The organism is Sphingopyxis macrogoltabida, from assembly GCF_001314325.1.
GTDB lineage: Bacteria > Pseudomonadota > Alphaproteobacteria > Sphingomonadales > Sphingomonadaceae > Sphingopyxis > Sphingopyxis macrogoltabida.
Map to the genome: position 1 here is coordinate 2,001,395 of NZ_CP009429.1, position 12,714 is coordinate 2,014,108.

The following is a 12,714-nucleotide window of genomic DNA, read 5'->3' on the forward strand; positions in this document are numbered from 1 at the left end:
TCGGAAGCCTCCGGGCCTCCGGCGGACATTTTTTGGTGCACCGCAGACGAATTCGTAAAGAAACTTGTCGGTTTGACCCTTGTCAGAACGCGGGGCTTGTGAAATTATGTTGCAATGCACAACGAATTTATCCCGGCGGCGGCCTGCTCATGAGCGATACCCGCCTCAAGATGATGGAAGCCATCGCGCGGCGGCGAAAGGTCACCGCCCAATATAATGGCAACCAGATGCTGCTTGCCCCGCACCTGATGTTCGAACGGCGGGGCGATCTGTTCGTCAGCGCCCTTAACCTCAGCAAGAACTGGCGTTCGGCCGACGACTGGCGCCTCGGCTATTTCAAGCTCGACGGTCTTGCCGCGACCGAGGTGCAGGAAGAGGGTTTCGACCCGCTCCCCACCTATGAGGCGGTGCCGCCGCACGAAGAGGATACGCTGGTTCTCGCGATCTGAGGGGCGGACACGCGAAGGCCCGCCCCTGTTTGCGGGCGCGGCCGCTACATCGGCAGCGCCGCCTTCCCTTCTTCGCGCGTCTTGACCAGCGACCAGATCACCCCGCCCGCGATCAGCGCCACGGTGACGCCAAGGCTGACCAGCGGCGGGAATTTGTCGCCGCCCAGCACGAAATCGGCAACGAAGATCTTCGATCCGATGAACACCAGCACCAGCGCGAGCGCATATTTGAGATAGTGGAAGCGGTGCACCATCGCCGCGAGCGCGAAATAAAGCGCGCGCAGGCCGAGAATCGCCATGATGTTCGAGGTGTAGACGATGAAGGTGTCGGTGGTGATCGCGAAGATCGCCGGCACGCTGTCGACCGCGAACACGAGGTCGGCGAGGTTGATCACGACCAGCGCGAGGAACAGCGGCGTCGCCGCAAGCACCAGCTTGCCCGTCCTCGTGTCGGGCACCCGCACGAAGAATTTCTCGCCATGCAATTCGTTCGTGATCGGGATGTGGCGTGACAGCCATTTGACGACGGGATTGCCCGCAACGTCCATCGGCTTTTCGCCCGCGAACAGCATCTTCACGCCGGTGAAAACGAGGAAGGCGGCGAAGACATAGAGCAGCCAGCCATATTCGGTGACCAGCGCCGCACCGCCCGCAATCATGATCCCGCGTAAGACGATCACCGCGACAATGCCCCAGAGGAGCGCGCGATACTGGTAGCGCGGCGGGATCGCGAAGGTCGCGAAGATCAGCGAGATGACAAAGATATTGTCGATCGACAGCGCCTTCTCGATGAAGAAGCCAGTGAAATATTGGAGACCCGCCTCGCCGCCCTTCGCGGCCCAGATCCAGCCACCGAATGCCAGCGCGATACCGATATAGAGGGTGGAGAGCTTCAAGCTCTCCTTGATGCCCATTTCCTTGTTTTCCTTGTTCAATATACCAAGGTCAAAGGCGGTCAGCAGGGCCACGAGCGTGATGAAGGCGAGCCAGAACCAGGCCGGGGTACCCAGCCAGTCGGCGAAAAGAAAATCCATGATGATGATCCCTGGAACGCGCCGAACGCGCCGCCCTTTCAGGCAGCGCGTCCCGACGACGGTTATATCGGCTTAGAAGGCGAGCGCGGGCCGCGGCGACAACGCCGCGAGGCGGCGCTTCACCGCAAGCTTGAGCGTCTTGAGCCGGAGCAGGCGGAACGGGTCGGCACCGCGCCGGCGCAACTCGCTGCGCTCGGCATCGTCGAGCTGGCGATGCAGGACGGTCAAGCGGTAGAGGTTGGGATTATATGTCACGAAAAGGGCCTCCTGATTGAAAATCAAGCAGGTGACGCCGATGCAAGGACCCCGGTTCAGGGGGGAGGAGGGCCGCAGAGCATCGGTGTCACCCGATGCGGTCCGACATCACGTGGCAGGAAAAACTCCCGCCGACGCCAGAGGGGCCCGGCCCGCACAACTGATATTTAGGAAGTCGATGCCGCGCTTGCAAGTCCCCCGCGCGCGCGGCACCTTCGCGCCGGGCTCGCCACAAGGAATATATCGCCATGTCCGTCCTTATCGACCGCGACGGTCCGGTCCTGATCGTCACGATCGACCGCCCCGGAAAGCGCAATGCCGTCGATCCGGATACCGCGAGCGCGCTTCGCGAAGCCTTCGCTGCCTTTGCCAATGACGAAACGGCGCGCGTCGCGATCCTGACCGGCAGCGACGGACATTTCTGCGCAGGCTTCGATCTCGGTGCGGTCGGCACGTCGCGTTACGATCCCGAAGGCCCCGGTCCGATGGGGCCAACGCGGATGCTGCTCGAAAAGCCCGTCATCGCCGCGGTCGAGGGGCATGCCGTCGCCGGCGGGCTCGAACTCGCGCTGTGGTGCGATCTTCGCGTCGCCGCGGCGAGCGCGGTCTTCGGCGTCTATTGCCGGCGCTGGGGCGTCCCGCTGATCGACGGCGGCACCGTCCGCCTGCCGCGTATCGTCGGGCAAGGCCGCGCGCTCGACATGATCCTGACCGGCCGGCCGGTCGCGGCCGACGAGGCGCAGCGCATCGGCCTCGCCGACCGGCTGGTCGCCGACGGCGAAGCGCTGTCCGCTGCGATCGAACTTGCCAAACAGATCGCCGCCTTTCCGCAGGTCTGCATGAACAGCGACCGGTTGAGCGCCTATCGCCAGTGGGATTTCGATATCGACGGCGCGCTCGCGCACGAAGCCCACGCCGGAGTCGCGCCCTTGCGCGAAGGCGCGGCGGCGGGCGCCAGACGCTTTACCGAAGGCGCCGGCCGCAGCGGCAGCTTCGCCGCTTTCAAGGGGGACTGACGATGAAGCTAATCAGGATAACGATCGCGACGGCGCTGCTCGCGCTGCCCCTGCCAGCGCTGGCGCAGGCGCCCGACCTTCCCGCCGCCATCTACAGCGATCCGCCCGCCGACAAGGCGCATCCCGCGGCAATGGAGGTCGTCCACATCCCGAGCGGCGGCGTCGAAATCAACGGCGTCGTCTATATTCCGGCGGGCGCCGGCCCGCACCCGGCGGTGATCCTTTGCCACGGCCTGCCCGGCAATGAGAAAAGCCTCGACCTGGCGCAGGCGATGCGCCGCGCGGGCTGGACGGTGATCACCTTCAACTATCGCGGCTCATGGGGCAGCCCCGGTCAATATCGCTTCGGACAGAACCTCGAGGATGCCGACGCTGTCCTCGCCTTCGCGCGCGACCCGGCCAATGCGGCGAAGCTGCGCATCGACCCCGAACGTCTCGTGATCATGGGGCACAGCATGGGCGGTTGGGTCACCGCGCTGACCGCAGCCAAGGACAGGAAGCTGCTCGGCGCCGCGATGATTTCGGCCGCGAATCTTGGCGCCTTCGGCCAGATGCCGCGCGAGCAGCTCGCCGCCGGGATGAAGGCCAATGGTCAGGAGGCGCTCGCCGGCACGTCGCCCGAGATCATGGCCGACGAACTGATCGCGAAGGGCGACGCCTTCGACTTCCTGAAAGCCGCGCCCGCGCTGACGAACATCAGCCTCTTCATTCTCTCCTCCGACGATGGCCTCGCCCCGGGAACCGATGCGCTGGCCGCCAATATCCGCGACAGCGGCGGAACAAAGCTGAGGACGCTGCACGTCGCAACGGACCATAGCTGGTCGGATGCCCGCGTGCGGTTGCAAACGGAGGTTTTGCGATGGCTCGAAACCCTGAAGACCGGAGAATGAACCGCCGCTACGCCGCTGCAACCGCCGCGCCTTCATCGACGTCCCCGGCCAAGCGAACTGATCGACAATAGATGCGTGATCATCGCACAATGCCCGGCCGAGAGAGTCAGACCGCGATCAACCGATCCGGTTGAAATGCGTCGTTTCCAGTTTTTGCCGATTGTCGCTCGACCAGACAATCGTTTCGGTCATGGATTTCAGATCCTTGGCGACGGTATAGACTCGCGTCGACACCCGCGCGCCGCCCTTCCCCAATGTCATGACCAATGTGTCCGGCGCCGGTTGGCGCAAGGCAACACTGTCGATGAAATCCATGTTGCCGGTGATCGGCACGGGGACGCCATCAAGGGCGGCCGTCGATTCCGAATGTCTGATGGAGCCGTCCGGCGCGACGATTTCGACGCGCGTTGTCCATTTGCCATCTTGCGATGCGCGGAACGTCATCGTCACCCGTTGCGGCCGTTCTTTCTCCGGCATGAGCGATGCGTCGAGCGACCAGCTTCCGACGAGCGGCAACTGACTGGATGCGGCGCTGTAAACGGCGTTCGACGTTCCGGCCTGATCGGCGGAGGGCGCCGCTGCGACCATCAATCCAGCGGCAGCGATGGGTATTGCGAAGAGCATGGCGATCATTCCTTTCGAACCGCGAACCCCCATGGTTGCGGTGTGCGCCACGTCCTTCACGGTGGAGCGCGGTCTCGAAAGATCGATATTTTCGTCACAAGTTTTCTGGAGGTCGAGAAGGCGCGCCAATTCGCGGCTGCTGCCGACACCCGTCTTGCGGCGGGCGGAGCGCAAACGTTCATTAATCGACGTTTCCGAGCGGCCTAGCCGCGCTGCGATGGTCTTTACCGTATGCCCCGCGACCAACAGGCGCAGAACTTCCATTTCCCGGTCGGTGAGGAAGGCAGAAACACCGGAAGCGGGTTCATCGGCAGACATGTCTTTTGCTCACCACAGCCTCGCGAACAGGTCCATCCCAATTTATTTGGGAAACGGCAGCGGAGCCAGAGCATTGAGAGAGCGGCGGGATTCGACGCGCCCGCCCGCGTCCGCAAATGCCTGCGACGTCGGCCGCCCGATCCGGGCTGTGCGTTTCCGCCCGGCTATTTCTTCGCCATCAGCTTCATCGCCATCGAGGTCAGCGCTTCGGTCGCGGTCGAGATCACCGCGGGCGCATCGGGCGCCCAGAAGGGCGAGTGCAGACTCGGCAGGGTGCGGCCTTCCTTTTTCGCCGCGTCATACTCGGCCTGCGGCACACCCCCGACCCAGACGATCAGGCCCTTCACATCCTTGTTTTCATCGCGCGAAAAGCGGCTGAAATCCTCGCCGCCCATGACCGGCGGCATTTTCACGACGCGTTCCTCGCCGAAACCCGTCTTCAGATAGGCCGCCATCTCTTCGGCAAATTCGGGCGTGTTGTACGTCGCGGGCGTATATTCGTCCTTTTGCACCGACACGACGGGCATGCGATCGTCGGGAATGCCGGCCGCGATCGCCTCGCCCTTGGCGATCCGGGCGATCCCGTCCAGCAGATGCTCGCGCACCTCGTCGGTGTAGCTGCGCACCGTCAGTTGCAACCGCGCCTCGTCCGAAATGATGTTGTGCTTGGCACCGGCGTGGAAACTGCCGACCGTCACCACCGCGCTGTCGAGCGGGCTGATCTCGCGCGAGACCAGCGTCTGGAGCGCCCCGACGATCCGGCTTGCGAGCACGATCGGGTCTTTCGTCGTCTGCGGATAGGCGCCATGGCCACCGAGCCCCTTCACCAATATGTCGACGCTGTCGACGTTGGCGAGCGCATAACCCGGTGTGTAGCCGATCTTGCCCGCCGGAAACTGCGCCGCGTCGTGGAAGGCGAGCGCATATTGCGGCTTCGGAAAGCGCGTATAGAGGCCGTCGGCGAGCATCATCCGCGCCCCCGCGCCGCGTTCCTCGGCAGGCTGGCCGATCATCACCAGCGTGCCCGACCAGTTCGCCTTGTTCGCCGCCATCAGCCGCGCGACGCCGATCCACGCGGTCATATGCGTGTCGTGGCCGCACGCGTGCATCACGCCCGTCTCGACGCCCTCCTTTGTCGTGACGCGCACTTTCGACGCGCCGGGAAGCCCGGTCTGCTCGGTCACCGGCAGCCCGTCCATATCGGCGCGGACCATTACAACGGGCCCGGGGCCGTTTTTCATCACGGCAACGACGCCCGTTCCGCCGACCTTTTCCGTCACCTCGAAACCCAGCTTGCGCGCCTCGGCGGCGAGGATGCCCGCCGAGCGTACCTCCATGAAGCTGAGTTCGGGGTTGGCGTGCAGATCCTTGTAGATCGTCATCAGCGACGGCATCTGCTTTTCCACGTCGCCGCGCAGCGTCTGTGCCGCCGCAGGCATGGCCAAAGCCAGCGCCGCCGCGCCGGTCCACAAAATCCGCATCCTTATTCCCCTGCTTTGCGTCAGCCCGCCGGGACCAGTTCGATCACGTCGAGCAAGGATTCATAGGCCGGCGCCGGCAGCACGAGCCGCCAGCGGTTGTCGCCGATCCGTTCGACCAGCCCCGCCATGTCGCGCATCCGGTCGCTGCCGTAATTGACCGGGAGACTCTCGTCGCCGAGTTCGAGGGTACCGAGGAATATCTGGCGGTTCAGATTGTCGGGGAAGATCAGCCCCACCGGGCGCTGCGATCCGGTGAGCTTGACGAGGCTGTAAAGCCCCTGCTCGGCCGCGACGCGGCAGCGGAACCAGTCATAGGCGATGTAGCCGAGCCCGCCGCGCCCCTGCGTCCCGAGCTTGATCGTGCGGCATTTATACTCGCCCGCCGGCAGGTGCGGGTTGGGCAGCGCGGCCGTCGGCTGCAGCAGGACGCCCTCGCGCTGGACAGCGCCGCCAAATCCCTTGGCGCGTGCGTCGGCGAGCGCGGCTTCCCAGCTCGAATACCAGCCGCGGACGCGTCCCTTGTCCTGTTCGGTCGCGGTCGCACGCCATGTGCCGGCATCGGATGGCTGCACGGGCGCGTCGGCTGCCGAGGGCGGCTGCGACGGCACCGTCTGGCAGGCGCCAAGGCATAGCCCGAGCGCAAGGGTGGATATCGATGTGGCGCGACCCCGCATGGTCCGTCTCTCCCGGTCCGGTTCGTCTTAACCATAGGAGGACGAACAGGAATGCTCAAGGCTGCAACAAATCTATAGCTTTGCCGCAGGCTCCTAGGCCGCGGTCCAGCCGCCATCGACGCTGAGGTTCGCGCCGGTGATATTTGCCGCCTCGTCGCGGGTCAGGAAGGATGCGAGTGCCGCGACCTGTTCGACGGTCACGAACTGCTTGGTCGGCTGGCCGGCGAGCAGCACATCGTTGATCACTTGCTCGCGCGTCATCTTGCGCGCCTTCATCGTGTCGGGAATCTGGTTTTCGACCAGCGGCGTCCAGACATAACCGGGGCTGATGCAATTGACCGTGATGCCTGCCTCGGCGACTTCGAGGGCGACGGTCTTGGTCAGCCCGGCCAGCCCGTGCTTGGCGGTGACATAGGCCGATTTGAACGGCGAGGCGACGAGCGAGTGCGCCGATGCGGTGGCGATGATCCGGCCCCATTTCTTCTTGCGCATCCCCGGCACGGCGTGACGGATCGTATGGAATGACGCGGTCAGGTTGAGCGCGATGATCATGTCCCATTTCTCGACCGGGAAATCCTCGACCGGCGAGACGAACTGCATCCCGGCATTGTTGACGAGGATGTCGACCCCGCCCAGATCCTTGTCGGCGCGCGCGAACATGGCCGCAATTTCTTCGGGCCTGGTGAGGTCGGCGCCGTCATAAGCGGCCTTGCCGCCGTTCAGCACCTCGAGCGCCGCGCGTTCGGCCTCGATCGCGGCCGCGTCGCCAAAACCGTTGATGATGATATTCGCGCCGTCGGCGGCGAGCGCCTTGGCGATGCCGAGCCCGATGCCCGAGGTCGAACCGGTGACGAGGGCGGTCTTGCCTTTGAGATGCATGGCGTAATCCTTTCGGTGGGGGAGATCAGGAGCCGGCCTTGGGACGGAGGTCGCCCGACTGGACGGCGAAACTGTCGGAGCGCCCTTCGGCGATGCTTTCGGCAAGCAGGTGGCCGTCCTTCATCGCGGCCTCGACCGCCGCGCGGCCGAGCGCCCAGTTGACCTCCATCGTCGTGCGCGAAAATTCGAAATCGCGCGCGCCGGTCTGCCAGGCGGGCGGCTGGTGGATGAGTTGAACGACGTTGAGCGCCTTGCAATCGACGATCCGCCGCACCGCCTTCACCTCGGCAAGATCGGCGAACTCGGGCGGCAGCCTGTCGAGCATCCGGTCGATCAGCGCATGCTCCTTGCGCCGCCGCACGAGGCCGTCCGAAATCCGGCGCGTACGGCTGGAAAAACGGATATCTTTCTCGCGCGACCAGGCTTCTTCCATGTCGTGCGGGCGCTCGCCGCGCGCGGGAAACAGATCGACCTGAAAGACGAGCATATCGTCCTTCGCCGCCTCGACGACATGTTCGAGCGGGGTGTTGGATACCAGCCCGCCGTCCCAGTACCATTTGCCGTCGATCTCGACCGGCGGCAGCCCGGGCGGCAACGCGCCCGACGCGAGGATATGGCGCGCATCGAGTGTGTCGGATTTCGTATCGAAATAACGGAAATTCCCCGTCTCCACCTCGACCGCGCCGACCGACAGCCGCACTTTACCGTGGTTCACCCGGTCCCAGTCGACCAGCCGACCCAGCGTTTCGATCAGCGGCGCCGTATCGTAAAAGCTGACCGCAGCGGGGGTCTGCCGTTCGGCGAACGCCGGTGGCGGCCAGCGCGGCGTGAAGAAACCGGGGACGCCGAAGGCCGCGACCTGTCCTGCCGCCGCCCAGTGCGTCCATTCGCGAAACAGGTCATTGTCGACGGCTGGCAACTCCGGCAGCGCCGACGATACGCCCTCCCAGAACTCGCGCATCTTGCCGACCGCCTGATCGCGCTCGTTGCCGGCGATGATCGCGGCGTTGACCGCGCCGATCGAAATGCCCGCGACCCAGTCGAGTTCGATACCGAGGTCGATCAGCGCCTCGTACACCCCGGCCTGAAATGCGCCGAGCGCGCCCCCGCCCTGGAGCACAAGGACGACAAGATCGGGCAGTGGCAAGGCAGCACGGGCGGCGCGGCGGGGCATGGACTCGGGACGATCCTTTGACGCGGGGCCATTTGGTGCACCGCAACACAAGCCTTTGCAAGCTCGCGATGAATCGAAGCGGCGCGAAGCCTCTTCCAATTGCCGCACGCTACTGTCAGAACCGGGACAAACGGACCAATTTCTGGAGTGCCTGAGATGCGTCTCGACGATTATGATCCCGGCGACGATATCCGCGACCTGGGCCGCGGCGGCGGTGGTTTCGGCGGCGGCGGGGGCGGCGGCATGGGCGGCCTCCTCATCGGGCTCCTGCCGATGCTGCTCGGGCGCAAGATGGGCTGCGGCACCCTGCTTCTGATCGGCGCGGTTGCCTTTTTCCTTCTCGGCCCCGGCGCCAACATGTTCAGCAGCGGCGGCGGCAGCGCCGACCCGATGGCCGACAGCCGCGGCGCGCAGGGCGTCGCATGCGACACCGAAGGCGAGCGCTTTGCCTGCAACGTGTTCGGCTCGACCCATCAGGTCTGGGGCAGCTTGATCAGCGGCTATCAGAAGCCGACGCTCAATTTCTATCAGGACGAGAATGAATCGAAATGCGGTGCCGCTCAGGCCGCGATGGGCCCCTTCTATTGCCCGGCCGATCAGGGCGTCTATCTCGACACCAGCTTTTTCAACGAACTCGACCGCAAATTCGGCGCCGCCGGCGATGCCGCGCAAGCCTATGTCGTCGCGCACGAGGTTGGCCATCATATCCAGACGATCAGCGGCATTTCCGACCAGGTGCGCCGCGCGCAGGCGCGCGGGTCGCAGGCCGACGGCAACGCGCTGCAGGTTCGCATGGAGTTGCAGGCCGACTGCTACGCCGGCGTCTGGGCGGCGCGCGCCAAGACTCGCGACGGCCAGCCGGTGATGGAAGCGGGCGATATGGAAGAAGCGATGCGCGCCGCCAATGCGATCGGCGACGATACCCTGATGCGATCCGCAGGGCAGCGTCCCGTTCCCGAAAGCTTTACCCACGGCACCAGCGAACAACGCATGACCTGGCTGCGCCGCGGCCTGCAGACCGGAGATCCGCGCCAGTGCAACGCTTTCGACACCGCTATCTGACGGCCGCGCTCGCCGGAGCCTTCTTCGCGGCATCGCCGGCGTTCGCTGCCACCGTCTATGTCGAGACGGGGCGGTTGATCGATGGCGTGACGAACGAAGTCCGCACCGGCCAGTGCATCACCATCGAAGCGGAGAAGATCAAGGCTGTCGGCGCATGCGGCAAAGCGCCGGACGGCGCGACGGTGGTCGACTGGTCGGGCTTCACCGTCCTGCCCGGCCTTATCGACCTTCACACTCACCTCGCCGACCTTGGCCAGAGCGCCGACCTTGCCGCGCCGATGAAGGCCTCGCCCGCCGAAACCGCACTCGTCGGCGCGCGCAACGCGCGCGTGACACTCGATGCGGGCTTTACCAGCGTACGCGATGTCGGCACCTATCGCGGGCTCACCGATGTGACCTTGCGCAACGCGATCGACCGCGGCGACGTTCCGGGGCCGCGCATGTGGGTCGCGGGCGCCTATCTCACCATCCCGAAGGGCGGCGGGGAGCTCAACGGCGTCGTCCCGAACGAACAATTGCCGCCCGACATGCGCCTCGGCGTCGCCGCGACGCCGGAGGAAGCGGCCGCAAAGGTAACTTACCTGCTCGACCATGGCGCCGACTTCATCAAGGCGATCGCGACCGGCGCCGTGCTCGCCATCGGCACCGAACCGGGAGCGCCCGAACTCACCGAAGAACAACTCCGCGCGATCGTGAAAGTCGCGCATGCCCGCGGCAAGAGGGTGACCGCACATGCCCATGGCGCGATCGGCATCCAGAATGCGATCAATGCGGGGGTCGACAGTATCGAACATGCCAGCCTCGCCGACGAAGCCACGCTGCAACTTGCGAAAAGGCACGGCACCTGGCTGGTGATGGATATCTACAACGGCACCTACATCGACGAGGAAGGCACGAAAGAAGGCTGGCCCGAGGAATATCTGCGCAAGAACCGTGAAACCACCGATACCCAGCGCGTCGCCTTCCGGCGCGCGGTCGAGTTGGGCGTCAATATCGGCTATGGCACCGACGCGGGGGTCTATCCGCACGGGCTCAACGGCCGCCAGTTCCGCAACATGGTGAAATACGGGATGACGCCGATGCAGGCGATCCAGTCGGCCACCGGCCGCGCCGCCGAGGAAATGGGGCAGGGCGACGTCGGCGCCGTCGTTCCGGGGCGCTATGCCGATCTGGTCGCGGTCAAGGCCGATCCGCTCGCCGACATCAGCGTGCTCGAAAAGATCGACCATGTGATGAAGGGCGGCGCCCTCGTCCGTTAGGGGCCGACTTTCTCGCGCGGCCGCCCTTTGCTTTTCGCAGCGGCGACCTTTTTGCCTGCAGCCGCTATTTTTGCGTTCGCCACGCGCGCGGCGGCATGAGTTTCGGCGCGCCGCAGCAACAGCGCCAGATCCTCGCGGCTGATATCGAAGGTTTCGCCGAGATCGGCGAGCGCCCCGTCGATATCGTCCATTAACAGGCCGACCGGTTCCTGAGCCACGGTTTTCCCGTCGATCGGCCGGGCGCGGTGCGGATAGCTGTGCCCCGAGAAACGATGGAACAGTATGCCGATCCCGACGAGAAGCAGCGAGTTGAGCAGCACCGGCACCAGAAAGTCGGTCGCGTGCCCGGCAAAGCTCTGCCACCCGAGCACCGCGCTCAGTGCCGCGGCGCCGCCGGGCGGATGGAGGCAGCGCAGCAGCGACATCATGAGGATCGCGGTCGAAACCGCCAGCGCCGCGGCGAGCGCCGGCTCGGCGACCGCCTGCGCGACGACAACGCCGAAGACAGCCGAAAGGAAATTACCGCCGACGATCGACCAGGGCTGCGCGAGCGGGCTCGCCGGGACCGCGAACAGCAGCACGGCCGACGCGCCGATCGGGGCTATCAACCAGGGCATCGATGCGGGAAACAGCGCCGCGCACACCGCACCGGCCAGCCCGATGCCGACCAGCGCCCCGATGCTTGCGATCATCCGGTCGCGCAGGCTCGCGCCGGCGAGCAACGGCACGAACAGCTTTTTGGGGAGGGATTTCAATCGAGGCACGCCAGTATCTCTTACGGGAGGCACGATCCGATGGAGCGCCGCGAAGTTTTTCGCCAGAGAGCTTTGGTTTGCCGGCACCAAGTCCAATTTCGCTCACCAACGGACGATTAGGGTGGTGCGGGAACGAAGCGGTTGATTTTCACAACCTGCGGATCGGGGAAAATAAAACGCACTTCGGTGACGATCTGCTGCGGTTCGCCCAGCCACATCACCGCCTCGCCGCCACTTTCCTTCACATGCCATGCCCGAAGATCGCGCAGCGCTGCCCTAATTCGCTCGTCATCGCGACATAAGCCGCTGCGGGTTGAATCCGAACATCGGAAACGAACCGCTGTGGCTTCGAGAGCAAACGACTTGAGCGCCGCGATCAGTTCGACGCCACGCTCGACAGACAATTCGGCGGATAGGCCCGAATAGATCGCCAGTTCGCATGGCAGATTTGATGAAAGCGCCACTTCTCTTGACGCATAAGGCGGTCGCATACGCCCAGTTCCGATCCGGCCTTCGATCGGCAACAGAAAACTCGCCGTCCATACCCGGCGCTGACATCCGGATCCTCGCCGTTCAGGGCTTTCCGCCAGTTTCAATTCGACCATCCCGGGAGGGCCAAATGTTTTTTGCTCGGTTATCGCGATGATCGGACGGTGTTCGAATCCCGCAAGGACCAAGTCGCCGGCTTTTTCCGTCGACAGCCCCTCGATATCGATCAGTTGCGGTGGAGCAGTTGTTTGTGTCGAAAGCAGGATCGCAAGAATGGCAGAGAGCATGAATTCCGAAGTATCGGCCCACATCATCGTTGGCAATCGGTCCTTGAACCTCGCCGCCGCGCCGCTAA

The 12,714-nt window shown here is 64.7% G+C and carries 14 protein-coding genes; 5 read left to right on the top strand and 9 right to left on the bottom strand.

Annotation, left to right across the window (positions count from 1 at the left end; translation table 11 throughout):
- Positions 1-149: 149 nt before the first annotated feature.
- Positions 150-449 (top strand): hypothetical protein, encoded by a 300-nt coding sequence (locus LH19_RS09995; RefSeq protein WP_054588000.1) that lies wholly within the window; start codon positions 150-152, stop codon positions 447-449.
- A 44-nt stretch (positions 450-493) separates the two neighbouring features.
- Here LH19_RS09995 and LH19_RS10000 read toward each other — a convergent pair whose 3' ends face one another.
- Both LH19_RS10000 and LH19_RS10005 read right to left on the bottom strand, forming a co-directional pair.
- Positions 494-1,483 (bottom strand): TerC family protein, encoded by a 990-nt coding sequence (locus tag LH19_RS10000; RefSeq protein ID WP_054727517.1) that lies wholly within the window; start codon positions 1,481-1,483, stop codon positions 494-496.
- 72 nt (positions 1,484-1,555) lie between these two features.
- On the bottom strand, positions 1,556-1,738 hold the full coding sequence (locus LH19_RS10005) for a hypothetical protein (protein WP_054733318.1): 183 nt from the start codon (positions 1,736-1,738) through the stop codon (positions 1,556-1,558).
- A 248-nt stretch (positions 1,739-1,986) separates the two neighbouring features.
- On the opposite strand from LH19_RS10005, the gene LH19_RS10010 reads away from it, so the two are divergent.
- Both LH19_RS10010 and LH19_RS10015 read left to right on the top strand, forming a co-directional pair.
- Entirely contained in the window at positions 1,987-2,754 is a 768-nt protein-coding gene (locus tag LH19_RS10010) for a crotonase/enoyl-CoA hydratase family protein (protein WP_201258440.1), read from the top strand.
- A gap of 2 nt (positions 2,755-2,756) precedes the next feature.
- Complete coding sequence (locus LH19_RS10015) at positions 2,757-3,644, top strand: alpha/beta hydrolase family protein (RefSeq protein ID WP_054727522.1); 888 nt, start codon at positions 2,757-2,759, stop codon at positions 3,642-3,644.
- 117 nt (positions 3,645-3,761) lie between these two features.
- On the opposite strand, the gene LH19_RS10020 is transcribed toward LH19_RS10015, so the two are convergent.
- The 5 genes from LH19_RS10020 to LH19_RS10040 all read right to left on the bottom strand — a co-directional run bounded on the left by LH19_RS10020 (position 3,762) and on the right by LH19_RS10040 (position 8,794).
- The gene (locus LH19_RS10020; protein ID WP_234716131.1) at positions 3,762-4,586 is read right to left on the bottom strand and encodes a helix-turn-helix domain-containing protein; all 825 of its coding nucleotides are present in this window, start codon (positions 4,584-4,586) and stop codon (positions 3,762-3,764) included.
- Positions 4,587-4,750: 164 nt separating this feature from the next.
- Positions 4,751-6,067 (bottom strand): amidohydrolase, encoded by a 1,317-nt coding sequence (locus LH19_RS10025; RefSeq protein ID WP_054727525.1) that lies wholly within the window; start codon positions 6,065-6,067, stop codon positions 4,751-4,753.
- 20 nt (positions 6,068-6,087) lie between these two features.
- Positions 6,088-6,741 (bottom strand): DUF4893 domain-containing protein, encoded by a 654-nt coding sequence (locus tag LH19_RS10030; RefSeq protein WP_054727527.1) that lies wholly within the window; start codon positions 6,739-6,741, stop codon positions 6,088-6,090.
- Between the two features lie 93 nt (positions 6,742-6,834).
- The gene (locus LH19_RS10035; RefSeq protein WP_054727529.1) at positions 6,835-7,620 is read right to left on the bottom strand and encodes a 3-hydroxybutyrate dehydrogenase; all 786 of its coding nucleotides are present in this window, start codon (positions 7,618-7,620) and stop codon (positions 6,835-6,837) included.
- 25 nt (positions 7,621-7,645) lie between these two features.
- Positions 7,646-8,794: a patatin-like phospholipase family protein gene (locus tag LH19_RS10040; RefSeq protein WP_054727531.1), complete on the bottom strand. Its 1,149-nt coding sequence runs from the start codon at positions 8,792-8,794 to the stop codon at positions 7,646-7,648.
- A 156-nt stretch (positions 8,795-8,950) separates the two neighbouring features.
- On the opposite strand from LH19_RS10040, the gene ypfJ reads away from it, so the two are divergent.
- Together ypfJ and LH19_RS10050 are read left to right on the top strand one after the other, a co-directional pair.
- Entirely contained in the window at positions 8,951-9,856 is a 906-nt protein-coding gene (gene ypfJ, locus LH19_RS10045) for a KPN_02809 family neutral zinc metallopeptidase (RefSeq protein ID WP_054727534.1), read from the top strand.
- The gene (locus LH19_RS10050) at positions 9,829-11,115 is read left to right on the top strand and encodes a metal-dependent hydrolase family protein (RefSeq protein ID WP_054727536.1); all 1,287 of its coding nucleotides are present in this window, start codon (positions 9,829-9,831) and stop codon (positions 11,113-11,115) included. Before ypfJ ends, LH19_RS10050 begins: the two co-directional genes overlap by 28 nt.
- Here LH19_RS10050 and LH19_RS10055 read toward each other — a convergent pair.
- Both LH19_RS10055 and LH19_RS10060 read right to left on the bottom strand, forming a co-directional pair.
- Positions 11,112-11,870, bottom strand: a complete 759-nt coding sequence (locus LH19_RS10055; RefSeq protein WP_322787406.1) for an HPP family protein — start codon at positions 11,868-11,870, stop codon at positions 11,112-11,114. The genes LH19_RS10050 and LH19_RS10055 overlap by 4 nt on opposite strands.
- Before the next feature lie 116 nt (positions 11,871-11,986).
- Positions 11,987-12,673: a hypothetical protein gene (locus LH19_RS10060; RefSeq protein ID WP_054727538.1), complete on the bottom strand. Its 687-nt coding sequence runs from the start codon at positions 12,671-12,673 to the stop codon at positions 11,987-11,989.
- Positions 12,674-12,714: the final 41 nt, after the last annotated feature.

Bases quoted from the DNA above. Each gene is read 5' to 3' on its own strand.
- LH19_RS09995 (WP_054588000.1), top strand. From the start codon at position 150: ATGAGCGATACCCGCCTCAAGATGATGGAAGCCATCGCGCGGCGGCGA.
- LH19_RS10000 (WP_054727517.1), bottom strand. From the start codon at position 1,483: ATGGATTTTCTTTTCGCCGACTGGCTGGGTACCCCGGCCTGGTTCTGG.
- LH19_RS10010 (WP_201258440.1), top strand. From the start codon at position 1,987: ATGTCCGTCCTTATCGACCGCGACGGTCCGGTCCTGATCGTCACGATC.
- LH19_RS10015 (WP_054727522.1), top strand. From the start codon at position 2,757: ATGAAGCTAATCAGGATAACGATCGCGACGGCGCTGCTCGCGCTGCCC.
- LH19_RS10020 (WP_234716131.1), bottom strand. From the start codon at position 4,586: ATGTCTGCCGATGAACCCGCTTCCGGTGTTTCTGCCTTCCTCACCGAC.
- LH19_RS10025 (WP_054727525.1), bottom strand. From the start codon at position 6,067: ATGCGGATTTTGTGGACCGGCGCGGCGGCGCTGGCTTTGGCCATGCCT.
- LH19_RS10030 (WP_054727527.1), bottom strand. From the start codon at position 6,741: ATGCGGGGTCGCGCCACATCGATATCCACCCTTGCGCTCGGGCTATGC.
- LH19_RS10035 (WP_054727529.1), bottom strand. From the start codon at position 7,620: ATGCATCTCAAAGGCAAGACCGCCCTCGTCACCGGTTCGACCTCGGGC.
- LH19_RS10040 (WP_054727531.1), bottom strand. From the start codon at position 8,794: ATGCCCCGCCGCGCCGCCCGTGCTGCCTTGCCACTGCCCGATCTTGTC.
- ypfJ (WP_054727534.1), top strand. From the start codon at position 8,951: ATGCGTCTCGACGATTATGATCCCGGCGACGATATCCGCGACCTGGGC.
- LH19_RS10060 (WP_054727538.1), bottom strand. From the start codon at position 12,673: ATGATGTGGGCCGATACTTCGGAATTCATGCTCTCTGCCATTCTTGCG.